At 62.9% G+C, this 24,865-nt stretch carries 20 protein-coding genes and 1 pseudogene; 16 read left to right on the top strand and 5 right to left on the bottom strand.

Annotated features, from left to right (window positions below):
• Positions 1 to 4 precede the first annotated feature (4 nt).
• From AC1RUK_RS03270 to AC1RUK_RS03250, 5 genes are all read left to right on the top strand, one after another.
• Positions 5 to 1,150 carry a hypothetical protein gene (locus AC1RUK_RS03270; RefSeq protein ID WP_436173177.1) on the top strand — a complete coding sequence of 382 codons (1,146 nt, stop codon included), beginning with the start codon at positions 5 to 7 and terminating at the stop codon, positions 1,148 to 1,150.
• A gap of 24 nt (positions 1,151 to 1,174) precedes the next feature.
• The gene (locus AC1RUK_RS03265; protein WP_436173178.1) at positions 1,175 to 3,085 is read left to right on the top strand and encodes an AAA family ATPase; all 1,911 of its coding nucleotides are present in this window, start codon (positions 1,175 to 1,177) and stop codon (positions 3,083 to 3,085) included.
• A gap of 9 nt (positions 3,086 to 3,094) precedes the next feature.
• The gene (locus AC1RUK_RS03260) at positions 3,095 to 4,399 is read left to right on the top strand and encodes a DUF6638 family protein (RefSeq protein WP_481836792.1); all 1,305 of its coding nucleotides are present in this window, start codon (positions 3,095 to 3,097) and stop codon (positions 4,397 to 4,399) included.
• 16 nt (positions 4,400 to 4,415) lie between these two features.
• Entirely contained in the window at positions 4,416 to 5,540 is a 1,125-nt protein-coding gene (locus AC1RUK_RS03255; protein ID WP_436173180.1) for a DUF2333 family protein, read from the top strand.
• A 317-nt stretch (positions 5,541 to 5,857) separates the two neighbouring features.
• Entirely contained in the window at positions 5,858 to 7,537 is a 1,680-nt protein-coding gene (locus AC1RUK_RS03250) for a formate--tetrahydrofolate ligase (RefSeq protein ID WP_436173181.1), read from the top strand.
• Between the two features lie 199 nt (positions 7,538 to 7,736).
• Here the strand turns inward: AC1RUK_RS03250 and AC1RUK_RS03245 are convergent, their stop codons facing one another.
• From AC1RUK_RS03245 to AC1RUK_RS03235, 3 genes are all read right to left on the bottom strand, one after another.
• Positions 7,737 to 8,603 carry a hypothetical protein gene (locus AC1RUK_RS03245; protein WP_481840183.1) on the bottom strand — a complete coding sequence of 289 codons (867 nt, stop codon included), beginning with the start codon at positions 8,601 to 8,603 and terminating at the stop codon, positions 7,737 to 7,739.
• The gene (locus AC1RUK_RS03240) at positions 8,554 to 9,117 is read right to left on the bottom strand and encodes a hypothetical protein (RefSeq protein ID WP_481840182.1); all 564 of its coding nucleotides are present in this window, start codon (positions 9,115 to 9,117) and stop codon (positions 8,554 to 8,556) included. Before AC1RUK_RS03240 ends, AC1RUK_RS03245 begins: the two co-directional genes overlap by 50 nt.
• A 519-nt stretch (positions 9,118 to 9,636) precedes the next feature.
• The gene (locus tag AC1RUK_RS03235; RefSeq protein ID WP_481836794.1) at positions 9,637 to 10,284 is read right to left on the bottom strand and encodes a cysteine hydrolase family protein; all 648 of its coding nucleotides are present in this window, start codon (positions 10,282 to 10,284) and stop codon (positions 9,637 to 9,639) included.
• A 126-nt stretch (positions 10,285 to 10,410) separates the two neighbouring features.
• Between AC1RUK_RS03235 and AC1RUK_RS03230 the strand changes: the two genes are divergently transcribed.
• Entirely contained in the window at positions 10,411 to 11,397 is a 987-nt protein-coding gene (locus AC1RUK_RS03230; protein ID WP_481836795.1) for a helix-turn-helix domain-containing protein, read from the top strand.
• Positions 11,398 to 11,418: 21 nt separating this feature from the next.
• Here the strand turns inward: AC1RUK_RS03230 and AC1RUK_RS03225 are convergent, their stop codons facing one another.
• A complete protein-coding gene (locus AC1RUK_RS03225; protein WP_481836796.1) occupies positions 11,419 to 11,976 on the bottom strand; it encodes a sugar O-acetyltransferase in 558 nt (185 codons plus the stop codon).
• 160 nt (positions 11,977 to 12,136) lie between these two features.
• Here AC1RUK_RS03225 and AC1RUK_RS03220 point away from each other — a divergent pair, with 160 nt between their 5' ends.
• The 5 genes from AC1RUK_RS03220 (at position 12,137) to AC1RUK_RS03200 (ending at position 18,538) form a co-directional block, all read left to right on the top strand.
• Positions 12,137 to 12,598, top strand: a complete 462-nt coding sequence (locus tag AC1RUK_RS03220; RefSeq protein WP_481836797.1) for a DUF4126 domain-containing protein — start codon at positions 12,137 to 12,139, stop codon at positions 12,596 to 12,598.
• Entirely contained in the window at positions 12,595 to 13,971 is a 1,377-nt protein-coding gene (locus tag AC1RUK_RS03215) for an FAD-containing oxidoreductase (RefSeq protein WP_481836798.1), read from the top strand. Before AC1RUK_RS03220 ends, AC1RUK_RS03215 begins: the two co-directional genes overlap by 4 nt.
• A gap of 142 nt (positions 13,972 to 14,113) precedes the next feature.
• Complete coding sequence (locus AC1RUK_RS03210; protein WP_481836799.1) at positions 14,114 to 15,163, top strand: M14 family metallopeptidase; 1,050 nt, start codon at positions 14,114 to 14,116, stop codon at positions 15,161 to 15,163.
• Between the two features lie 232 nt (positions 15,164 to 15,395).
• Positions 15,396 to 17,585 (top strand): anthranilate synthase, encoded by a 2,190-nt coding sequence (locus AC1RUK_RS03205; RefSeq protein ID WP_481836800.1) that lies wholly within the window; start codon positions 15,396 to 15,398, stop codon positions 17,583 to 17,585.
• Between the two features lie 5 nt (positions 17,586 to 17,590).
• On the top strand, positions 17,591 to 18,538 hold the full coding sequence (locus tag AC1RUK_RS03200) for a cation diffusion facilitator family transporter (RefSeq protein WP_481836801.1): 948 nt from the start codon (positions 17,591 to 17,593) through the stop codon (positions 18,536 to 18,538).
• 11 nt (positions 18,539 to 18,549) lie between these two features.
• On the opposite strand, the gene AC1RUK_RS03195 is transcribed toward AC1RUK_RS03200, so the two are convergent.
• Entirely contained in the window at positions 18,550 to 19,638 is a 1,089-nt protein-coding gene (locus AC1RUK_RS03195; protein WP_481836802.1) for a hypothetical protein, read from the bottom strand.
• A 96-nt stretch (positions 19,639 to 19,734) separates the two neighbouring features.
• Here AC1RUK_RS03195 and AC1RUK_RS03190 point away from each other — a divergent pair, with 96 nt between their 5' ends.
• The 5 genes and pseudogenes from AC1RUK_RS03190 to AC1RUK_RS03170 all read left to right on the top strand — a co-directional run bounded on the left by AC1RUK_RS03190 (position 19,735) and on the right by AC1RUK_RS03170 (position 24,826).
• Positions 19,735 to 20,169 (top strand): DsrE family protein, encoded by a 435-nt coding sequence (locus tag AC1RUK_RS03190; protein ID WP_481836803.1) that lies wholly within the window; start codon positions 19,735 to 19,737, stop codon positions 20,167 to 20,169.
• Between the two features lie 74 nt (positions 20,170 to 20,243).
• Entirely contained in the window at positions 20,244 to 21,023 is a 780-nt protein-coding gene (locus AC1RUK_RS03185; protein ID WP_481836804.1) for an SDR family NAD(P)-dependent oxidoreductase, read from the top strand.
• A gap of 49 nt (positions 21,024 to 21,072) precedes the next feature.
• Positions 21,073 to 21,381, top strand: coding sequence for a putative quinol monooxygenase (locus tag AC1RUK_RS03180; RefSeq protein ID WP_481836805.1), 309 nt, complete (start codon positions 21,073 to 21,075; stop codon positions 21,379 to 21,381).
• Between the two features lie 74 nt (positions 21,382 to 21,455).
• Positions 21,456 to 22,544, top strand: coding sequence for an AbrB family transcriptional regulator (locus AC1RUK_RS03175; protein WP_481836806.1), 1,089 nt, complete (start codon positions 21,456 to 21,458; stop codon positions 22,542 to 22,544).
• A 171-nt stretch (positions 22,545 to 22,715) separates the two neighbouring features.
• Positions 22,716 to 24,826 (top strand): annotated as a pseudogene (locus tag AC1RUK_RS03170) (TonB-dependent siderophore receptor).
• Positions 24,827 to 24,865 lie beyond the last annotated feature (39 nt).

Below are 24,865 nucleotides of genomic sequence, written 5' to 3'. Positions count from 1 at the left end.
CGGCATGACCCCCGAAAACGAGGCGGCGGCGCGCTATTTCTCCGCCATCACGGCGGCGCTGAGCGGGCTGGAAGTGTTCATGCGTGACGACCGCTCGCCGCTCTACCGGCACGGCATCGTCGCCAAGATCGTTGCCGAATACATTGCCCGGCTGGACAAGTCGTTTTCCTGCTGGCGCAACCGTCTCGGCTTCATGGACACGTTCCGCATCTCGCGCGCCGACAGCGGCTATCCGGTGTTCCAGAACCTGCTGGAACTGGAAAACGACCGCCGCCAGGCCGATGCCCGGCTGGCCAACATCCCGATGGCCGGCGAACTGCGCGAGGAGATGGCGGACTTCATCCTGCGCCACAAGGAGTTCCCGCAAGCGCTGCAGAAGTCGATGGCCGAGCGGCTCTATCTGGAGGACGTCAAGAGCGGATCGACCTTCGGCCCGTTCACGCTGGCGCAGACGGCAAAGGTCTCCGTCAACCCGAAGACGCAGCGGCCCTACTATCTGGTCCACTGGGCCAGTTTCGACGGCAGCGCCAACCTGCCGCTGATCTATATGGTAACCGTGGAGGACTCTTCCGAGGATATGATCCGGCAGCTTGTCGACAGCAGCGGCAAACTGAATGACAGGGTCGATATTCCGCTGCCGGTGGACGGCCTGCTCAATCCCGAACTCGCCCACCGCTTCGACGATTTCACCGAGAAGAACTCCGCCTACACGCTGTCGCCGGCGACCATTGCCGTCAACCTCGACAAGGATTTCGAGCCGCTGCATCCCAAGCAGCTGCGCCGCGTCGTGCTCGGCCCGTTCTATTCGGCGGGCATCACCGACAACAACACGACGGTGACGGAAGTGCTGGCCAAGGTGCGCAAACCCGAGAACGCCTGGCTGCTTACCTGGACCATCCAGGAGGTCTATTCGAAAGCCGAAAAGCCCGGCCGCAAGGGGCTGTTTTCGAGCGAGAAGACGACGCAGGAATTCTTCATCAACACCGACGACCTCGAGGCCGCGCGCCAGGGCGTGTCGAGCTACGAGAACCATGCACTGATCCCGCACGAGGCCTACCAGGCGCTCTACGCCGCCGGCGAGGCGCAGAAGATCTTTTCCGGCTACAAGGTCCACATCCTGTCCAACGGACAGGTCATCAGCGACGTCTGACCGTCAACCCACGGAGCATCCTTCATGGACACCGGCCTGACCACGATTTCGGAAGCCGCGATCGAAAAGCACCGCGCCACCGCGCAGAGCTTCATCACTCGCATCGTCGTGCTGGAGGATCCCTCGCGCGAATCCGGCACGGCGCTTGCCGGCACCAACCGCCGATTCGTCTCGACCGTCTCGGTCGGCTCGGTGCGCCGCACCCGCGAGGTCGAGCTGTCGAAGACTGTCGCCGCCATCCATCCCGACGACCAGTTGATGACTATCCAGCAGCATACGCTTTTGTTTCGCGCCCGGCGCGGCCTGGCGATCGCGCTGGCCATATCGGATGTGTTCGCCGAAGGCTCGGACCTCGAAAGCCTGCAGGCCAAGAACGCCCGCGCCCCGCTCGAGGGAGACGAGGCCGCCACATTCAAGAAGCTCCTGTCGGCCTCGGCCTATATCTCCGCCTTCAGCCTCGCCTCCTATCTGTTCCAGCTGGTCGACAGTGACGGCGAGGCGCCGAACGATGTTGCGGAACCGGATTTCCTGTTCGACACCCAGCAGGATGCGGTGAAGTCGATCGTCGCCGGCCTCGACAAGGCAATCGCCGGCTCGAAGGACGACGCCGATCTGATGACCCGGGCGCGCGCCTTTGCCCGTGTTGCGATCGATGGACTGCTGGCGCGAAAGGGCCGTTTCGACGGCATCGGTCCGTTCGAGAATGCCCATATCCGTATCGACGTCGACGACTTCACCCTCGACGGCTTCGATGTTGCGCCCGGCAAGCGCTCCAAGCCGCTGGTGATGACCTTCAAGAAACCGGAAGAGGTTGTCGGCAACCACATCGCCAAATACCAGTCGGTCAAGCTCGCCAAGATGCTGATGGCCTATGATTTCGAGCGCGAGATGAACCCGTTCGTCGAGCTCGGCGGCTTCCTGTTCACCTTCATCGGCGACGGCGCGCCGGGCACCGGCAAGACGACGCTGATCCAGATGATCGCCGGCCTCGTCAACGGCTACTGCCAGGTCGCAGGCTATCCCTTCGCCTATGAGAATTTCGGCGTCGACCAGATCTCTTCCTATCAGGGCAAATCCGGCCAGAACTGCCGCCAGTTCATCAACAACGTGCTCAATCCGCGCGTTATCGGCTTCGGCACCGTCGACGATATCGACCAGGTGGCGGCCCGCCGCTCCGACGACCGCGCCTCGGCCGGTCAACAGGAGATCACTGGCGTCCTGATGGACGCCTTCGCCGGCGCCGGCACCGTGGTGCGCGGCAACTGCTCCTTCGGCATGTTCTCCAACTACCCCGAAAATGTCGACGACGCGCTGCGCCAGCGCGCCGGCGCCCGCTGGATGGTCGACGGGCCGCAGAGCCGCGACGACTACATCGACATCTTCGTCCTGCTCGCTGGCAAGAACCACAAGATTCCGCTTGGCGACCACAAGCTCTATGCCGCGCAGGAGATCCAGCGAGCGGTGACGGAAGCCTATGAGGAGCATGAAAAGCCGCAGGAAGACGGGCTGATGAAGGTCTACGAGCGCTACATGAAGGAGAGCGGCGCGCCGAAGTCGATGGCCGACATCGGCACCTATCTGCACATGATCAAGGACGCCGAACCGCGTTTCACCGGCCGCGCCATCAAGAACGTCACCGACGCCATCAAGATGCGCGCCATGGACATCGAGCTTCCCGACGAGTGGTTCGAAAAGCCGGAAGCCTTCATGCACAAGGGCTACGATGAGAAGAAGGCGATGATCGAGGAACTGCGCGGCCCGTTCTCGATGGACATGGTCATGCAGGAGATCAACCGCTATGCCGACTCGGAATTCCGCTACTCTGACAAATCCGACGATGCGGCAGTGACCAAGATCATCCGCGACACAAGGCTGCGCGACCGCGCCGTGCGCGAAATCGAGGAGATGAAGGCCAAGGGAAATTGGAATGCGTAAGGGCGTGCAATGAAACCCGCCAAGAAACCCGATCTGCTGCGCGACAACGAGCTGATTTACGGACGGCTGCTGACGGTTGACGAGCCGCACCTGATCGAGCGCTACAACAAGGCGATGGTAGCCTTCGGGCTCGAAGCCACCAAACTGAAGAGCTTCCAGATCGATCGCACCGGCTTTTCGCCTGAGGTCGCCGACGAATGCGGCGACTACGACTATCTCGACCCCAACGAGGTCAACCGCCGCTTCATCATCCTGACGCCGTCGCAGATCGACCTGCCGGTGGTCCACACCGCCTTCTCCAACACCTCGCAGCTGATGTTCGAGTTCATGTCGAAGAACCAGCGCGCCATCGATGCGCTGACCATCAAGGACGTGATCTATGGCGAGATCGAGGACTCAGTCCCCACGGTCAACGACATCGAGGATCTGCTGTCGATCAACCAGGTCGAGTTCAAGGTGCTGTCGGCCGAGGACGTGCTGGGCAAGGCGGCCGAGCTCGGCATGCTTGTCGACCGGCTGAAGCAGGAGCCCGACGCCTGGCGCGACAGTGCCATGCTGGAGCGCATGGTCGAACTCGCCAAGATCTGCGGCGACATCCGCGAGAACGCGCTGGTGCCGGATCAGGTGATCTTCCGCCACAACGCCTACTGGACCAGCCATTTCGGCGGCCTCTACGTGTTCGTCGATCCGGATATGACGACTGTCATCAGCGACCCGGCGGCGCCCGGCTTCCGCCGTTCGCGGCCCTGGCAAGTGAGCTATTTGGCGATCAACGACGCCGACAAGGTCTTCAGGTTCCTCGCCGCAACCGGCCGTATCGAATTGCCGCGCGCTTCATGGATCGAGGCCTCCGGCTATCTTGAGCACCGCGCCGAGATGGTGGTGCGCGCGCTGATCCGCGACACTGAACCCGACCGCAACCTGACCGACGTCGACAAGGTCTGGCTGCAGACCTGGATCCATGGCCATGCGGATTTGATCACCAGGGACGGCAATTTCCCCTTCCTCAACGCCGCCAAGCGCGAGATCGCCCAGCTTGGCCATCTCAAGATCGAGGACGTGTTCCCGCAGCAGCGCTTCCTGGTGATACGGGCCAAGCCCGACCATCCCGATGCCTGGCTGACCAACCAGCTGATCTCGGATTTCGTGCCGCAGGACTTCGTCTCGCGCTACGTCTTCAACAAGCCCGGCTTCTACAGGGACTTCGACGGCTACAGCGACGCCTGGCGATCGCATGTTGTGGACGTTCTGAAAACCACATATTTGAAGGACAAGGTGGCGTTTCGCACACGCCTCTACGGCCTAACTGACTGATGGGGGTGTCATTGCCATGCTTGATCCGATCGTGAATTTCTTCACCCGGATTTTCCAGTGGATCGGCCGTGGCATCGGCCTCGCCATCGGCGCGATCCTGTGGCCGTTCATGTGGGCAGGCCGCTGGTACACGCAGCGCGGCTGGATCCTGAAGGCGGTGGTCGGGCTGGCTTTGCTGGTGCTGGTCGGCCTCTACGCCAATTTCTTTTACGCCACCCAGTGGTGGAACAATTTCAACCCCAACTATCCGGACACCTACACGTTCGAGAAGCGCAACATTTCCGCCGGCGAGCAGGTTTCGGCCGGCGCCGGCACCGATACGGCCAAGACCTGCGGCAACTCAGGCATCGCCCAGGTGGCCGCCGACTTGACGGACTTCAACGTCAACCAGAATGCCTGGATCTCGTCGATGATCCTATACAAGCTCGGCCTGTTCGGTATCGACTGGGATCACACGCCGTGGATGGACAACAAGGCTTCGTTCCAGCGCGGCATCAACCAGGCGGTGCGGCGCACGGCGACGGAACTGGCCGACAATCTCGGCCGCGTCCGCACGACATCGCAGATCGATGCCGACCTCCAGGATGCGCGCGGCAATCTGCAGTTCGACGAGGAGACCTGGTATTTCGGCCTGAACCCGTTCGGCCCGAAGACGCCAACACCAAGCTATTATCGCGACGCGGTACGCAAGCTCCGGTCGTTCAACGCCCGGCTGGCCACCTGCCAGGCGACGTTCGACGCCCGCGCCGACAATCTCAAGCAGTATATCGACCGCATCTCATCCGACATCGGCTCGACCTCCGCGATCCTCAAGGAGCGCGCCGAAAACCACAATGACGGCTGGTTCGACTTCCGTGCTGACGATCGCTTCTGGTTCGCCTATGGCCAGCTCTATGGCTACTACGGACTGATGAAGGGCGCCCAGGCCGACTTTGACGACGTGATCAAGGAAAAGCACCTGCAGAACCTGTGGGATACGATGGACTCGCAATTCGTCTCGGCACTGCGCATCCAGCCCTTCATCATCGCCAACGGCCGCGAGGACGGCTGGCTTCTGCCGACGCATCTGACGACGATGGGTTTTTATGTGCTGAGAGTCCGTTCCAACATGGTCGAGATCAGCAACGTGCTGACGCAGTAGCGGTTTTGTCGGCATGGGCGGCGCTTGTTGATTTGCGTCGTCGCCCCTGTCGCATTCCGTGCATTGTGCGGCTGTTTTGAGACGGCGCATCAGCGCCTGCTCTGGCTTTTATACGGCGCGACAACCGGGCGCGAAGACCCGAGACAGGTCGACAAGAATTTTTCTCCATAGGAAACATAGTTGCATGAAAGTTGACGCCATGGCCGCGACAAGGGTAGAACATGCCCGCGCCTGCAGTGCCGGGCCGTTTCGAGCTTGCTTGCGACCAAACTGATCAAACCCGTCCCCTCCATCGTTCAATCCAGAGGAAAGCCGTCATGGCCGAAGTGAAGTCCGACATCGAGATCGCGCGCGCCGCCAAGAAGAAGCAGATCCAGGAGATCGGCCAGAAGATCGGCATTCCGACCGAGCACCTTTTGCCTTACGGCCACGACAAGGCGAAGATCTCCGCCGAGTTCATCAAATCGGTGAAGGGCAACAAGGACGGCAAGCTGATCCTGGTCACCGCCATCAACCCGACGCCGGCCGGCGAAGGCAAGACGACGACGACGGTCGGTCTCGGCGACGGTCTCAACCGCATCGGCAAGAAGGCCATCGTCTGCATCCGCGAAGCCTCGCTCGGGCCGAATTTCGGCGTCAAGGGCGGTGCCGCCGGCGGCGGCTACGCGCAGGTCGTGCCGATGGAGGACATGAACCTCCACTTCACCGGCGATTTCCACGCCATCACCACCGCGCACAATCTGCTTTCGGCGCTGATCGACAACCACATCTACTGGGGCAACGAGCTCGGTATCGACACCCGCCGCGTTGTCTGGCGCCGCGTCATGGACATGAACGACCGGGCGCTGCGCGAGATGATCTGCTCGCTCGGCGGCGTCGCCAACGGGTTTCCACGCCAGGGCGGCTTCGACATCACCGTCGCATCGGAAGTCATGGCGATCCTGTGCCTCGCCACCGACCTCAAGGACCTCGAGAAGCGCCTCGGCGACATCATCGTCGCCTATCGCCGCGACAAGTCGCCGGTCTATGCCCGTGACCTCAAGGCCGACGGCGCCATGGCCGTTCTCCTGAAGGACGCCATGCAGCCCAACCTCGTGCAGACGCTGGAGAACAACCCGGCCTTCGTGCATGGCGGCCCCTTCGCCAACATCGCGCATGGCTGCAACTCCGTCGTCGCCACCACGACGGCGCTCAAGCTCGCCGACTATGTCGTCACCGAAGCCGGTTTCGGCGCCGATCTCGGCGCTGAAAAGTTCTTCGACATCAAGTGCCGCAAGGCCGGCCTGAAGCCGGCGGCGGCCGTCATCGTCGCCACCGTGCGCGCCATGAAGATGAATGGCGGCGTCAAGAAGGAAGACCTCGGCAAGGAGAACATCGAGGCGGTCAAGAAGGGCTGCCTCAATCTCGGCCGCCACATCGAGAACGTGAAGCAGTTCGGCGTGCCCGCGGTTGTGGCGATCAATCACTTCACCACCGACACCGACACCGAAATCCAGGCGATGAAGGATTTCGTCGCCTCGCTCGGCGCCCAGGCGATCCTGTGCAAGCACTGGGCCCAGGGCTCGGCCGGCATCGAGGATCTGGCCCGCAAAATCGTCGAGATCGCCGAATCCGGCGCCTCGCAGTTCTCGCCGCTCTACCCCGACGACATGCCGCTGTTCGAGAAGATCAACACCATCGTCAAGCGCATCTATCGCGGCGACGAGGCGATCGCCGACAAGTCGATCCGCGACCAGTTGCACGCCTGGGAGCAGGCCGGCTACGGCAACCTGCCGGTCTGCATGGCCAAGACGCAGTATTCCTTCTCGACCGACCCGAACCTGCGCGGCGCGCCGACCGGCCACACCGTGCCGGTGCGCGAGGTCAGGCTGTCGGCCGGCGCCGGCTTCGTCGTCATCATCTGCGGTGAGGTCATGACCATGCCCGGCCTGCCCAAGGCGCCGTCCTCGGAGAAGATCTTCCTCAACGAGGCCGGCCAGATCGAAGGCCTGTTCTGAGATCCAGAGTAATTCCAGGAAAAGTGCGTAGCGGTTTTCCGTCCGGAATTGCGTAAAAACAAAAGGTTAGAGTGGTTCAACGATTCTATCAGTTGAACCGCTCTAGGACTATCAGTCGCGCAGACGTCTTTGCGTGCCGACAAAGCTGCGTTTCCTGTGACGGCAAGGATTGGCGCTCAGCCAATCCTTGCACTGGCCTCTAGTTCGCGCCGAATTTGCTGATTGCATTTGTGGAAATGAAAACCAGCCGGTCGAGCAGCGCAAAGAAGACGTCTATGCTGAACCCGACCACAAAGGCGAAGGTGAAGAGACCGAAACCGACAGACTTGAATTCGCTGTTGTTGCCGAAGGTTGGCCCCCAAAACCAGGCCAGGATCATTCCAGCCAATGCGGCCAGCGCCATACGATGCGCGATGCGATAGACTGGCGGGTTCGGCTGTGTCGTATCCAGTATAAGTCTCATGTAATAGATCATGGAACCCAAGGCTGCATAAAGGCACGGCAGAATCCATACAGCATAGGGATCGATAGCGTCCTTTATCCTTAGAGCCCACGAATCCACCGATGGCACCGTCATCGAAACGTAGTTCAGCGAATACTTACAGGCCTGACCAACAATTCTTCTCATGTCCATCCCAAGAACCTGAGAACTGGAGGCTTGTGCAGCAAGTTCATCCGCGGAGATCGCTTGCGTCGTGGCGCCGCCTGTGACTTTGCCGTCTAGGACTTCCGGTTTCGCCGCCGGATGGGCCTGACAAAAGAAGTTCATGGTGTCGCTTCCGGCCGGCGGTTGTTTGGCGGCCTGTGTGTCGCCGGCACCATCCGGCTTCGTCTTGGGCGCTGGGGAGCCCGACATGGTGACATCCGCGGTCTTGAATGCGCCGACCAGATCCCGACCGCTGGCCATCGCCGTCGTAACGAAGGTTTCGAGTTTCGGTACTCCCGGAAAAGGCGAGTCCGACAAATTCTCGAAGTCGCCCACTCTTGTTTCCAGGGATTTCAGTTTGAAATTGAGATCACGAAGTTCGTGCAAAGTAAGATAGGACGATTTCACGAGCCAGCTCATCGATTGGCCGTTTTGTTTGAACCTTGGCGTCTTCTGGCTTCCCGCCCAATTCAACGGGAAGGTTTGCGAGTTGCACCTGATCTGGAGAAAACAACTCGTCTTGAGCTATCAGCAGTTGCCGTTCCAATTGACCGAAACGACGATCCGGCTGCTGCGCCGCCAAAGTCTGGATCTCCGACAGCAACGCGACACCTCTGTTATATACCAGGGACAGAGAGCCGACCAGAAACATCAGCAACATTGACAGGAAAATACAAGTATAGACCATGCCACGGGAGACACGATCGTTGTTGCTGCTCTTCAACAGCAGGCGAGCAGATTCGATTTCGGCCTTCAGCGCAAGAACATCGGTCTGATCCATTTTCCTCTGCTCTACCGGAAGCATCGCGACCTTCGCTCGCGCAGAGATAAGTTTCTCGTTTCGCGGCTTCCCCTTCCTCGAGGCTTCCGCGACAAGCTGATCCGCTTTCAAGAGCAGATCCTCGACGCTTGCGGATTCTGTCGGTTGCGCCAAGTTCCCTCCTCAGCCCAGCCACCCAGGCACAAAGCCGTAGGGGCTTGGGCATCCACAGGGCGTTCCCGGCGGGCCTGGCGGCTGCGCCCAGCACCAGAAATTCGGAGTATAACAAATTGTACCTGGGGCGTGTGGGGGAACCTGGGCGAAAGCAGGCCACGGTAGAATTGCCGCGACACCAACAAACGCGGCAGCAACTGCGGTTCGTGCAACGCGCGCTTTCAATTGCTAGCCCCCACAACCTACCAATCGCACTCGGATTAGATCCAAACTTCACCCTCTGGAAAGTCGAGGTTGGCGTCTGTGAACTACATCACGCGTTGCGTAGTTTCCTTTGCTTTGGAGTGGCGGTGGAATCCGCGCTCGATCGGTGGATTATTTTGAACAGCAAATTGGGCCTGAAAAAGAGATTTGCGGTGAGCAAGACAGATCGTGGACCGGCTTGGATGACATCCATAGGCGTGAAACAAAAAGGCACCGTATCGCTGCGGCGCCCTTTGTTTCCCGAGCCGGTTTTCCCTACGCGGCGTTGCGTGCCAGCGCGCGCTGGTTGGACGCATAGATCGTGTCGCGCTCCGGCAGCGCGCCTGACGTCAGGCAGTCGATCCATTCGGCGGTCTTGAGCACCGCCGCGAAGCGCGACTGCAGGATGATGCTCACCACGCGATGGATGTCCTCGGCCGAGGCATACCCGGCACTGTTGGCATAGGGCACCGAGCCGGTGGCGTCGGAGAGGAACTCGACGGCAAAACCCATATGCACGGCGTGGATGATGGTCGAGAGATCGCAATTGTGCGTCATGTAGCCGACAACGACGATCGTATCGATCGCGTTGGCGCGCAGCCATTCCTCGAGGTCCGTGCCGGTGAAGGCGCTCGGCAAGGTCTTTTCCACATAATGGTCGCGGCTTCGCCTAGCGATCTCCGGATGCAGTCCGCCACCATGGCTGCCCTTGGCGAAAATCGGCGACGTCTCCGGCGCCATCTGCTTGACCACAACCACCTTCACGCCGGCCTCGGCGGCCGCGTCCATGGCGCGCGCCACGTTGACAACGCTGTCGCGAAACGGCGGATGCTGGATGGCGAGGTTGCCGCCGTCATAGTCGTTCTGGACATCGACGACGATAAGCGCGCGGCGCGGTGCCTTGCTGTTGACTGCTGCAGACATGGTGTTCTCCTTCGGGCTTGGATCTGATTGGGCAAGGATAGGCGTGCCGTCGATCGCCCAAAAGTGTCCCGATTGACATCATTCGAAAGAATTGGGACAAATCGCTTCCTAGCCAAAAGGTGTCCCATGGCCGACCCGATCATCGCCGCCATCGCGTTCGATGGCATCAGTCCATTCCACCTCTCCGTGCCGTGCCTGGTGTTCGGCGCCGACCGCACCAGGCTTGGCCTGCCGCGCTTCGACTTCCGCGTCTGCGCTGTCGAAGAAGGGACAATCCGCACCGATGCCGGGCTGAGCATCTCGCTTCCGCACGGGCTCCCCGCCCTCGATGATGCCGACATCGTCATCGTTCCAAGCTGGAAGGATCTCGAAGCGCCGCTTCCGGCTGTACTGACGGACGCGCTCACCCGCGCGCACCGGCGCGGAGCGCTGATCGTCGGGCTGTGCCTCGGCACCTTCGCCATCGCGGCCGCCGGGCTGCTTGCGGGACGGCGGGCGACGACGCATTGGGCCTATACCGACCAGTTGCAGGCGCTTCATCCCGACATCCTCCTCGACGCGGACGTGCTCTATGTCGACGACGGCGACATCGTGACATCGGCCGGCGTCGCCGCCGGCTTGGATTGCTGCCTCCACATCGTACGCGCCCGCTATGGCGCGGAGATAGCGCTGCGGCTCGCCCGCCACATCGTCCTGTCACCGCACCGGCAAGGTGGGCAGGCGCAGTTCATCGAACGCCCGGTCGCGAAAACGCCGACCGCCGACCGGTTTGCGCAGACCTTGGACAAGGTACAGGCAACGCTGGGCAACACGCACAGCCTCGACAGCGTCGCCAAAGCCGCCGGCCTCACCCGCCGGACGTTCACGCGCCGCTTTCAAAAATCGAACGGCACCAGCTTCGGCGACTGGCTGACCGACCAGCGCGTGGCGCTGGCGCAAAGGCTGCTGGAGGCGACCGACAAATCAATGGATATGGTGGCCTTCGAGGCCGGTTTCGGCAGCGCCACCTCGCTACGCCAGCATTTCGCGGCGCGGCTCAGAACCTCACCGATGCAGTACAGGCGCGAATTTTCAAAGAGCGCTCAGGGTGGGGCTTACGCCGCAGCACTCTGAGCGGCAGTCGCCAGAAACCGCTCAGCGCTGCTTGATCGACCGCGCCGGATTGCCGACGACCGTGGTGTTCGCGGCAACGTCCCGCGTCACCACCGAACCGGCACCGACAATTGCGCCCTCGCCGATGCTGATACCGCCGAGGATAATGGCGCTGCCACCGATCCAGGCATTGTCGCCGATGGCGACCGGCTTGGCGATCTCCAGCCCAGCCTGCCGCCCGGCCGCCTCCTTATGGTGTTCGGCGCAATAGATCTGCACGTTGGGGCCGAGCAGCGTCCGCTCACCGATGCGAACCGGCGCCGTATCGAGGATGGTGCAGCCGGCGTTGAGGAACGCGCCGTCGCCGAGAAAGATGTTGAAGCCGTAGGCGCAGTGGAACGGCGCCTCGATCCGCGCGCCCTCACCCGCGCTTCCAAGCAGCGCCTTCAAGCTTGGCCCGAGATTTCCGCGTTGTCCCGGCGGAAGCGAATTGTGCTCGAACAGAGCGTCGCGCGCGGTGACGCGCAATGCCTCCAGTTCGTCATCCAGGCACGTATACCATTCGCCCGCCGCCATTTTCGTGCGCTCGCTTCCGGCCATGGCGGTGTCTCCTGTCTCTGCGTCGTGTTTCGTTGTTATTACTAAAGTACAGACCGCCCCGATGCGAGAAGCGCCGGCACTGACTCTGGTCAAATGTTCGACCTATGCTAGCTTGCGCCGGCAGGGCTGTTCCGGTCCTGACATCGAGGGGGGGTCAATCATGCTCTATCTGCTTGCATTGCTGATTGGCGTCATCGCCGGGCTGCGCGCCATGACCGCGCCCGCCGCCGTTGCCTGGGGTGCTTATCTCGGCTGGCTGCCGGTCGCCGGCACCTGGGCGAGCTTCATGAGCCACTGGGCCGCCGTCGGCATTTTCACCATCCTGGCCATCGTCGAGTTGATCACCGATCAGTTGCCGTCGACGCCGAGCCGGAAAGTGCCGCAGCAGTTCGGCGCCCGCATCATCGCTGGCGCCTTCACCGGAGCGGTGATCGGGGCGACCGGCGGCGCCACCATCGGCGGGCTCATCGCCGGCGCCATCGGCGCAGTGATCGGCACGTATGGCGGCGCCGAAGTGCGCGGCCGGCTGGCCGCTGCGTTCGGCAAGGATCCGCCCGCCGCCTTCATCGAGGACGCGGTGGCGATCATCGGCGGCCTGCTCATCGTGGCGGCCGTGGCATGACGGCAAAGACCTTCGACGCCATCATCATCGGCGCCGGACAGGCCGGCACTCCGCTCGCCGGCCGGCTGAACGCGGCCGGCATGAGCGTGGCGCTGATCGAGCGCAAGCTGGTCGGCGGCACCTGCGTCAACACCGGCTGCATTCCGACCAAGACCATGGTCGCCAGCGCCTATGCCGCGCATCTCGCCCGCCGCGCCGCCGACTATGGCGTTGTGCTCGGCGGTCCTGTCGGCGTCGACTACAAAGCGATCAAGGCGCGCAAGGACAAGGTGTCGGGCGCTTCCCGCACCGGGCTGGAGACCTGGATCGAGGGCATGGACAAATGCACGCTCTATCGCGGCCATGCACGCTTCGAATCCGCCAAGAAGGTGCGCGTCGGCGATGACCTTTTGACCGCCGAGAAAATCTTCCTCAACACCGGCGGCCGCGCCTCGGTGCCCGACCTGCCCGGCATCCACGACATCGACTATCTGACCAACTCGTCGATGATGGATCTCGACGTATTGCCGGGCCATCTCGTCGTCGTCGGCGGCAGCTACATCTCGCTCGAATTCGCGCAGATGTTCCGCCGCTTCGGCGCAGAAGTCACCGTCATCGAAAAGAGCCCGCGCCTGACCGGCCGCGAGGACGAGGACGTCTCGGCCGCCATCCTGTCAATCCTCGAGAACGAAGGCATCACCGTCCATACCGGCGCCGACGATATCGGCTTCGCCGGGCAGGGCGGCGACATTGCCGTCACCTTCTCCGCCGGCAAGGCGCCGGCGGTCGGCTCGCATGTGCTGCTGGCGCTCGGCCGCACCCCCAACACCGACGATCTCGGCCTCGACAAGGCCGGCGTCGAGGTCGACAAACGCGGCTTCGTCGTCGTCGACGACCAGCTGCGCACCAGCGTGCCCGGCATCTGGGCGATGGGCGACTGCAACGGCAAGGGCGCCTTCACCCACACCTCCTACAATGACTACGAGATCGTCGTCGCCAATCTGCTTGACAACGACCCGCGCAAGGTCAGCGACCGCATCGAGGCCTATGCTCTTTACATCGACCCGCCGCTCGGCCGCTGCGGCATGACCGAGGCGGCGGTGAAGAAATCCGGCCGCCGAGCGCTGGTCGGCCAGCGGCCAATGACCCGCGTCGGCCGCGCTGTCGAAAAGGGCGAGACGCAAGGGTTCATGAAGATCCTGGCCGATGCCGACACCGGGGAAATCCTCGGCTGCTCGGTGCTTGGTCCCGGCGGCGACGAAGCGGTGCACTGCGTGCTCGACCTGATGTATGCCAAGGCGCCGATCAGCACACTGGCGCGGGCAACCCACATCCATCCCAATGTCTCGGAACTTCTGCCGACCATTGCCCAGGACTTGAAGCCGTTGGCCTAGCAGGCACTCGACCGCAGGGCACCGGCTGACCCTTCGGGCTCCCGCCGGATAACCTCATTGCGCCCACAGCGGCCCGGGCTGGACCAATCGACAGCCCAGTCGCAAAAGTGCATGTGTTGCGCCTCTTTCCTGGAGGCCTCCCATGCAGAAATCGATCGAACGCATCGCCGGCGACAGCGAAGGCGTTTCCTACGAATTCCCGGTCTTCCGCTTCGAAGGAGCAGACAAGGCGGCGCCTTCAGCCTATCTGCAGGCGGCGCTTCACGCCGGCGAGTTGCCGGGTGTCATCGCCATCGACGCGCTGATGCCGATGCTGATCAGGGCCGAGAGCGAAGGCCGCATCAAGGGCGCGATCACCATCGTGCCGTGGGCCAACCCGATCGGCCGCGCGCAATATCATTTCGGCGAGCACCAGGGCCGCTTCCACCTCGGCACGCGCACCAATTTCAACCGCGGCTTTCCGCTGCTCGCCGCGCCCGACACCGCGCTCTTGCCGGCGCATGGCACGCCCGACCAGCAGTTGAAGACGCGGCTGCTGCAACTGTCGCTCGGCCACGACATCGTGCTCGACCTGCATTGCGACGACGAAGGGCTTGCCTATCTCTACATCCACACCAGCCTGTGGCCGGAGATGGCCGATTGCGCGGCAGCGATGGGCGTCGATGCGGTGGTGCTGTGGAGTGAGGACAGCGACGGCACGTTCGAGGGCGCCTCGATCATGCCCTACCAGAACGTTCCCGCCGATGTCGCGCGCTTCGACCGGCGCGTTGCCACAACGGTCGAATATCGCGGCATACTCGATGTCGATGGCGCTCTGGCCAGTTCCGATGCCGAAGGGCTCTACCGGCTGCTGGTCGCGCGTGGCGTGATTACCGATCCGGCGCTGCCCGCACCCGGCGCGTTCACGGGCGCCGTCGCACCGCTGGAGAACATCGACATGATGCCGGCACCCCGGGCCGGCGCGATCCTCTATGACGTCAAGCCCGGCGACAGCGTCGCCAAGGGCGCGCGCCTCGCCACCATCGTTCATGCCCCGGGCGAAGCCGACGGCCGCACGGAGGTGTTCGCGCCGCAGGCCGGCCTTATCCTGACCCGGCGTTCGCGGCGCATCATCCGCGCCGGCGAGGATCTTCTGAAGCTGGTCGGCGACAGGAAGAGCGCCGATGCAAGGTCGGGGACGCTTGAGGACTGAGGGGCCCGGCTTTACCGCCTTCATTGAATCCAGTTGCGCGGCCGTTCAATCGCCGCTATGGGAATCCGCCATGAACATGCGTTCGAACAAGACCATTTGGTGGTGGGCTCGCTGACAGCGGCCTGTTCGAACGCGTACGCGTGAAAAGAGAGGGTGGCCGCAACGGAATGTCCGGGCGGCCATTTGTTTTTTACGCCATTCCCGGGTCCGTTGCCCCAAGATGGAGACGGCAATGACGACGATCATTCTGGAAACCGGGGCGGAGCGCTTCGTCACCGCGGGTGGCGTAACGATCACGCGCGAGCGTCACGAGCAGCCTTATGAGGGCGCCATCGACGCCTATGTCGACGGGCTGAATTCGCGCCGGGGCGCGGTATTTTCCTCGAATTACGAATATCCGGGCCGCTACACGCGCTGGGATACCGCCATCATCGATCCGCCGCTGGTCATCTCGGCACGCGGCCGCACTGTCCGCATCGAGGCGCTGAACGGCCGCGGCGAGGTGCTGCTGCCGGTGATCGGCAAGGCGCTGGCCGGCCTTGCCGAGGTCACGATCGCCGAGGCATCGAAAAAGCTCATCCGCCTCGAGGTGGCCAAGCCCCGCCGTGTGTTCACCGAAGAGGAACGCAGTCGCGTCCCGTCCGTGTTCACCGTGCTGCGCGCCATCACCGCTCTGTTCAAGACCGAGGAAGACGCCAATCTCGGTCTCTACGGCGCCTTCGGTTACGACCTCGCCTTCCAGTTCGATCCGGTCGATTACAAGCTCGAACGCAAGGAGAGCCAGCGCGATCTCGTGCTGTTCCTGCCGGACGAGATTCTGGTCGTCGACCACTATTCGACCAAGGCCTGGACCGACCGCTACGATTATTCCGGCGAAGGGTTTTCGACCGAAGGACTGTCGCGCGACGCGGCTGTCGAGCCGTTCAAGACCGCCGACCGCATCCCGCCGCGCGGCGACCATGAGCCAGGCGAATATGCGAACCTGGTGCGCAAGGCGATGGACTCCTTCAAGCGCGGCGACCTGTTCGAGGTCGTGCCCGGGCAGATGTTCTACGAGCGCTGCGAGACCGAGCCCTCCGAGATTTCCCGCAAGCTGAAGGCGATCAACCCCTCGCCCTATTCCTTCTTCATCAATCTCGGCGAAGGCGAATACCTGATCGGCGCCTCGCCCGAAATGTTCGTGCGCGTCAATGGCCGCCGGGTCGAGACCTGCCCGATCTCCGGCACCATCAAGCGCGGCGACGATGCGATTTCCGACTCGGAGCAGATCCTGAAGCTGCTCAACTCGAAGAAGGACGAATCCGAGCTCACCATGTGTTCGGACGTCGACCGCAACGACAAGTCACGCGTCTGCGAGCCTGGCTCTGTGCGTGTCATCGGCCGTCGCCAGATCGAGATGTATTCGCGCCTGATCCACACCGTCGACCACATTGAAGGCCGGCTGCGCGAAGGCATGGACGCTTTCGACGCCTTCCTCTCTCACGCCTGGGCGGTGACCGTCACCGGCGCGCCGAAATTGTGGGCCATGCGCTTTATCGAGCAGAACGAGAAGAGCCCGCGCGCCTGGTATGGCGGGGCGATCGGCATGGTCAATTTCAACGGCGACATGAACACCGGCCTGACGCTTCGCACCATACGCATCAAGGACGGCATCGCTGAGGTGCGCGCTGGCGCCACGCTGCTCTTCGACAGCATTCCCGAGGAAGAAGAAGCCGAAACCGAACTGAAAGCATCCGCCATGCTCTCCGCCATCCGCGACGCCAAGACCGGCAATGCCGCCGGTGCCGAACGCACCACCGCTCGCGTCGGCGACGGCGTCAACATCCTTCTGGTCGACCACGAGGACTCATTCGTCCACACGCTGGCCAATTACTTCCGCCAGACCGGCGCCAATGTCTCCACCGTGCGCACGCCGGTGCCGGAGGAAGTCTTCGAGCGGCTGAAGCCGGATCTCGTCGTGCTCTCGCCCGGACCAGGCACGCCGAAGGATTTCGACTGCGCCGCGACCATCAAGAAAGCTCGAGCCCGCGACCTGCCGATCTTCGGCGTCTGCCTTGGCCTGCAGGCGCTGGCCGAGGCTTATGGCGGCGAACTGAGGCAGCTGCACGTGCCGATGCATGGTAAGCCGTCGCGCATCCGCGTCTCCAAGCCGGGCATCATCTTCTCCGGCCTGCCCAAGGAAGTGACCGTCGGCCGCTACCACTCGATCTTTGCCGATCCGGTGCGCCTGCCCGACGATTTCATCGTCACGGCCGAGACCGAGGACGGCGTCATCATGGCCTTCGAGCACCGCAAGGAGCCGATCGCCGCCGTGCAGTTCCACCCGGAATCGATCATGACGCTCGGCCACAATGCCGGCATGCGCATCATCGAGAACATCGTTGCGCACCTGCCGCGCAAGGCCAAGGAAAAGGCTGCCTAGCAACGATGGCCGCAGCGGAAGACATGACGGCGGTCGCGGCAAAAGCCGCTGCCAAGCGCAAGATTGCCAGCCTCGCCTTCTGGTCGATCGTCATCGCCTTCCTGGTGATGGGGCTGAAGTTTGTGGCCTGGCGCATCACCGGCTCGGTCGCCCTCTATTCCGATGCGCTGGAATCCATCGTCAACGTCATCACCGCGGCCGCTGCGCTGTGGGCGATCCGCATCAGCCACAAACCGGCCGACAGCGACCATCCGTTCGGTCACCACAAGGCTGAATACTTTTCCGCGGTCCTCGAGGGCGTGCTGATCGTCGTGGCGGCGATGCTGATCATCGCCAAGGTATGGCAGTCACTGCAGAACCCCCCAGTGCTCGAACAGCCTTGGCAGGGCTTGATGATCAATGCCGGCGCGGCCTTCGTCAACGCGGTATGGGCCTTGGTGCTGATCCGCAACGGCCGCGCCGAACGATCGCCGGCACTGGTCGCCGACGGCCAGCACATCATGACCGATGTGTTGACTTCCGTTGGTGTCATCGTCGGGCTTGTCGGCGCGGTATTGACCGGCTGGCATATCCTCGACCCGCTGCTAGCGCTGCTGGTGGCGCTGAACATTCTCTACCAGGGCTGGAAGCTGACCGGAGAATCGCTGAGCGGCCTCATGGACCGTGCCGTGGATACACAGGAGCACATGCGCATCCGTGACGTCATCTCGGCCAATTCGAAGGGCGCGCTGGAAGTCCACGACCTTAAGACGCGCATCGCCGGCCGCGCCACCTTCATCGAGTTCCACATGGTCGTCGACGCCGACATGACGGTCGGCGACAGCCACGTCATCTGCGACCGAATCGAGGACGCGCTGAAGGCGGAAATCCCCTCGGTCCGCGTCACCATCCATGTCGAACCGGATGACGAGGCGAAGTTGCCGAAGGGCACCACGGCGGTGCCGTTCGCCTAGGTCGCTCTAAACTACGGCGAGCAGGCCGATTGCGGCATCGGGTTCAGCCGATAAACCTTGTCGTCCGATGCGGTCTTGCCCTCGGCAGACTTCGAACACATGTCGACGATCGGCAGGCTGCTGTTCGGGTTGGCCAGCATCATCGTGCCGTTGGCGCCGCGGCGCAGGAAGATCTCCTTCTGCGTGATGTCGCAGGAAAAGTCGCTCATCTTCGCGCTCGCCGCACAGCGCCACTGGTCGGCCTCGCCCTGGCAGGAATAGGTCTGCGTGACCTTGCCCGATTTCTGCCGCGTCGTGACCGAAATAGCGATGTCGGCTCCATCGGGCCAGTTGACCGTATCCCCGCCAGCAGCAAAGGACGCCAGCTCCACCGACCCGCGAAACACGCGGATCGATTGCGTTACCTGGTCCGGGTGCGAGCCGAGATGCGCGGCATCATAGTCGCGTCCGTAACAGAAGGGTTGATCCGGCTTCAGCCGCTCGCGCAGCGGCGGACCGAGTGCCGGATCGATCGGATCGATGCGCGCGAATTCCGCCTTGCAGGTCGCCGCAGGCATCGGGTCGAGCCGGAAATTGTCATCCTCCTTGCCAAGCGCCTGCCTGTCATATTCAGCCTTGCCAAGCTCATCTTCAGCCCCTGCATCGAGATAGAGGTCGGGCTGCACGTTCGTGACGATCAGCCGGCCCTTTTCATCGACCTTCAGCGAAGCCAGGGTGCGGTCGCAGTCCATGCCGCAATGGATCGGCCCGCTCTTGCCATCCTCGGACTCGTGATTGCACCAGCCGCCGGCCCATTCCGGCGCCTTCGCGCCACGCACGGTGGTGGCGATGAAGGAGTTGTAGGAGCCGTCGGCCCCCGCGCTCGGCTCCTCGTTTGGCCGGCTGACCGGATCGTGGCCGTGGTAGAAGAAGATCCGCGCCACCTTCTGCTTCGGATGCGCCTTTAGATGGGCTGCATCGTAGACCCGCCCGAAACAGGCATCGGCGCCGTTCGGACTGAGTTCGGTGAGTTTGGGTGTGTCGTCGGCAAAAGCCGTGCCGGCAAGCGCCGCAAGCAAGACGGCACCAAGCCCAGCGCCAACCACGGTCCTCGACGTCATGTGATCCCTCCTCGCACCGACAGGACGTGCCTGCAATTTATGCTAGTCTAGGAGCGAAGCCGGGGCCATGCAAAACTGGCGGATCAGGAGGAAGCGATGCTACGCCGCGATATGTTCCGCGCCGGCCTTGCCGGGGCCGCCGGCCTTTTCGGGCTGCGCCAGGTCAAGGCCGCGGCCACCGAGGAAAGGCTAAAGGTCGCCTATCATTTGAGCGACGTCGACAAGGTCAATTTCGTGCTCGGCAACATCAAGAACCACTATGAAGGCACCGGCGGCAACGTCGACATTGCGCTGGTCGTGCACGGTCCGGCCCTTGCCGCCTTCAAATCGAAAGGCATATCGGCGGCGATTTCCGGCCGCTTTGCCGGCCTTGTCGAGCAGGGCCTCAGTCCACATGCTTGCGGCAACACCATGCACGGCATGGAGATCACGCTCGCCGACCTGCTCGACGGCTTCCATGCCGTCGACGAGGGCGGCGTCGTCAAGCTCGCCGAACTGCAGCGCCAGGGCTATGCCTATCTCAGGCCCTGAGGCGCCACGGACTTGAACGTGCGGGCAGTGAGAGCCTACGAAGGGAGAGCAGTACATCCCAGAGGAAAGTGCCGATGACCGCCCCCACCCTTGTCATCCCAGATCTCGCCGGCAAGGCGGTGCTGGTCACCGGCGCCTCGACCGGTATCGGCGCAGCACTGGCGCTGGCCTATGCCGCGCAGAAATGCCGCGTCGCGCTGCACTACAACTCAAGCCGCGATGCGGCCGAGAAACTGGCCGGGACCATTCGCGACAGCGGCGGCGAGGTCTTCCTCACGCAAGGCGATTTCTCCGTGCCGGCCGATGTCGAGCGCGTCGTCGAGGAGAGCGCGGAAAAATTCGACCGGCTCGACGGCCTGGTCAACAATGCCGGCGGCATGCTTGGCCGCGTGCCTTATGCAGAGCAGACCGAGGCGCATTACGACGCGGTGATGGACCTCAACGCCCGTTCCGTGCTCACCGCCTCGCGCAAGGCCATACCCTGGCTGAAGCGCCAGGGCGGCTTCATCGTCAACACCTCGTCGATCGCCGCCCGCAACGGCGCCGGCGGCGGCGCAGGGCTCTACGGCTCGGCCAAGGCCTTCGTCTCCAATGTGACACGCGGCATGGCCAAGGAGCTGATCGGCTTCGGCATCCGCGTCAACGCCGTGGCGCCGGGCACTATTCGTACACCTTTCCACGAACGCTATTCGACCGAAGAGCAGATGAAGGGCATGGTCGCCACCATTCCTCAAGGCCGCGCCGGCACCGCCGAGGATTGCGTCAGCGCCTATCTGTTCCTCTCCTCCGACCTTTTGAGCGGCTATATCACCGGACAGGTGATCGAGGTGAATGGCGGCCAGTTGATGCCTTGAGCCGAGACCTGCATACTCCGTTCGCGCAACCCTGAAGGGAGACAAGGGAATGTACGGACTGATCGGCAAGATGCGGGCGGCGCGCGGCCAGCGCGACGCGGTCATGGACGTGCTGCGTGAGACCACAGGCGCCCTGCCCGGCTGCCTGAGCTACGTCATCGCCATCGACCCGGTCGACGCTGACGCAATCTGGGTGACCGAAGTGTGGAACGATCAGGCAAGCCACAAGGCGTCGCTGCAACTGCCCGAAGTCCAGGCGGCGATCGCCAAGGCGCGCCCTTTCATCGCCGGCTTCGAATTCCAGGTCGAAACCCAGCCGGTCGGCGGCTTCGGGTTGCCGAAGGCCGAGCCCGGCTGACGCCTCAGGCAGCGGCTGATTTTCTCCGGCAGACAGGGGTTCGCATTTTGGCTCGTCCGGACTAAGACGCGGATATGGACTCCTCGCCAGACCAGCCCCCCGTCGAGCGCATGGCGCAGTTGCACAGGCGCTGGCAATGGCTGGTCCTGCTGGTTTTCTCGCTCCTGCTCGCCGGCGCGCTCGAAATTGCCGCACTGCCTGCGGCGCTGCTGATCGGCCCGATGCTGGCGGCGATCCTCGCCGGCACCAACGGCGCGACGGTGCGCATACCGAAGCCGCTGTTCGGTTCGGCACAGGCGGTCGTCGGCTGCCTCGTCGCCGCTTCGATCTCCACCGATATCTTTCCCGTCTTCTACCAGGAGTGGCCGCTATTCCTAGGCGTCGTGGTGGCGACCGTCGCGGCTTCGAGCCTGCTCGGCTGGCTGATCAGCCGCTGGCGCATCCTGCCCGGCACCACGGCGGTCTGGGGCTCGTCACCGGGGGCCGCTACTGCCATGGTGCTGATGGCAGGCGCCTTTGGTGCCGACCAGCGCCTCGTCGCCTTCATGCAGTATCTGCGCGTCATCTTCGTCTCGATGACGGCGGCGCTGATCGCCAGGATGTGGGTCGATACGTCAGGTATCGAAGTCCCGGCCATCGTCTGGTTTCCGCCGATCGATCCGCAGGCCTTCGCCGCCACCATCGGCATCGCACTCGTGGGCGGCCTGCTCGGCAGGCTATGCCGGCTGCCTTCGCCGTTCTTCCTCGGCACCTTCATCTTCGGCTCTATCATCCATCTCGGCTTCGGCGTGCCGATGCAGCTGCCGCAATGGCTGCTCGCGGTCAGCTATACCTTGATCGGCTGGTCGATCGGGCTGAACTTCACCCGGCCGATCCTGCGCCACGCGGCGCGCGCCCTGCCGCAGATCATCGGCTCGATCGTCGCGCTGATCGCCTTTTGCGGCGGCCTTGCTTTCATGATCAGCCATCTGCTTGGCATCGATCCGCTGACCGCCTATCTGGCGACCAGTCCGGGCGGCATGGACAGCGTCGCCATCATCGCCGCCGCGGCGCAAAACGTCGACATCTCCTTCGTCATGGCGCTGCAGTCGGCCCGCTTCCTCGTCGTGCTCTTGATCGGGCCGAGCGTCGCGCGCCTGGTGGCAAGAAGCGTGAAATCATAAGCATTTTCCGCCCCTTGATCTGAGTCCGGCTTCACCAGAACCGGGTGATTTTTTGCTGCCGGGCAACAGTCCGGACAAGTCGTCGCGCAAACACGAGAAATTACTTGACTAACACACTCATATTTGAGAGCGCGGGATCGCAATCAGACATGAGACAGTGGAGACGAGTTGATGCGGACGCGGACGGCAATATGGTGCTGGAGACTATCATTGCTGGCCAGTACCGCCTTGCTCTGCCACGCCTTGCCGGCCGGCGCACAGGAGAGTGGGGACGCCACCGTCCTCGGCAAGATCGAAGTCAGCGCCGAGAGCGACGAGATCCTGGTCCAGGACGGCTACGTCGCCAAGGAGGATCGCATCGGCACCAAGCTCGACACGCCGATCGCCAAGATCCCGCAAGCCGTTTCGGTGGTGACGCAAAAGCAGATCGAGGACCAGAAGCCGCGCACGCTGAACGAATCGCTCGGCTACACGGCCAGCGCCAACCCCAACAGCTTCGGCTTCGATACCCGTTACGACGCCTTCTTCCTGCGCGGCTTCCAGGCCTTCTACAACGGCATGTTCCGTGATGGGCTGCGCCAGTACAACGGCCCCTCGGCCTGGTTCAAGACCGAGCCCTACGGCATCGAGGGCGTCACCATCCTGAAAGGCCCGGCATCCTCGCTCTACGGCATCAGCGGTCCGGGCGGCATCGTCAACGTCGTTACCAAGCGGCCCAAGGACGAACCGTTTCACGAGATCGAATTGCTGGCCGGCGAGCACAACCGCTTCCAGGCCGGCCTCGACGCCTCCGGACCGGTCAACGCCGACGGCAGCATCCTGTACCGCTTCACCAGCCTCGGCCGCCTGAGCGAAACAGATCTGCCTGGCTATCCCGACGACAAGCTCTATCTGGCGCCGGCGGTCACGTTCAAGCCGGATGAGGACACCAAGCTCACCATCCTCGGCGAGTACTCGAATTCCGTCACCGGCGGCACGGCGGCGTTCTACAATTCGGCCTATGGCGTGCTGTCCAACGTCTATGAGGGCGATCCGGCCTGGAACGATTTCGACCAGACGCAAGGCCGCATCGGCTACGAGTTCGAACACCGGTTCAACGATGTGCTGACGGTGCGCCAGAACCTGCGCTACAACGCCGTAGACAGCGACATCGAATACAGCGGCCACTATTCGATCGGCGCCGATCAGCCGTTTCAGCGCTATTGGGGCCACTACACCGAGAACATGAAGAACTTCGTCGTCGACAACATGGCGCAGTTCGAGTTCGACACCGGCCCGGTCAGGCACACCGCGGCCGGCGGCGTCGACTACGCCTGGTCGGACTATGATGCCGGCAGCGGGATCTCCTATGTCTCGGTCGACGACATCAAGTCGGCCGCGGTTCCTCACTCCGGCGGGCAGGAGATGAACCAGCTCGGCGTCTACCTGCACGACCAGATGGAGTGGAACGATTTCGCCCTGTTTACCAGCGGCCGCTACGACTGGGTCGACACCACCTCCACCGCTGCCGACTTCAGCACCTCAAAGCAGAAGAACAGCGCCTTCTCCGGCCGGCTCGGCCTGTCCTACCAGACCGAATGGGGCATCACGCCCTATGTCAACTATTCCACTTCGTTCTCGCCCAACATCGGCTTCGTCTTTGACGACGTCACCAGCGCCGTCGGCCGCGTCGCTCGCCCGACCATCGCGACGCAGAAAGAGATCGGCGTCAAATACGAGATCCCGGATTACAACGCGATCGTTAGCGCCGCCCTCTTCGACATTGACCAGAAGGACGGCGTCGTGTTCGACGCTTCGACTGGCATCAACAAGCAGCGCCAGCTCGACCTCAATTCGCGCGGCATCGAGCTGGAAGCCAATGCCTCTTTGGACAACGGCTCAGCTTCATAGCCTCCTACACCTATCTGCGAGTCAAGATCGAACGCGGCGCCCAGTTCACCGCCGGCAAGGAACTGTCGGCGACGCCGAACCACATCCTGTCGCTCTGGGGCCACTACCAGTTCGAGAACGGCACGCTGGAAGGGCTTGGGCTGGGCACGGGCGTGCGCGTCACCGGCTCGAGCTATGGCGACGACACAAACACCTTCAAGAACGAGGCGCGCGCTTTCGTCGACGCCTCGCTCTCCTACGATTTCGGCTACCGCAATCCGAAGCTTGAAGGCGTGAAGCTGCAGGTCAACGCCAAGAACCTGTTCGACACCCAGAAGACCATCTGCTCGGCCGGCTATTGCTACCGCGACGAAGGCCGTTCGCTGTTCGCCAGCCTGCGTTACCGCTTCTGACCGACGACGCCATCCGCGCTGCCGCCAAGCGGCGGCGCG

The organism is Mesorhizobium monacense (assembly GCF_056781675.1).
This window is presented reverse-complemented; position numbering and strand designations above follow the sequence as displayed.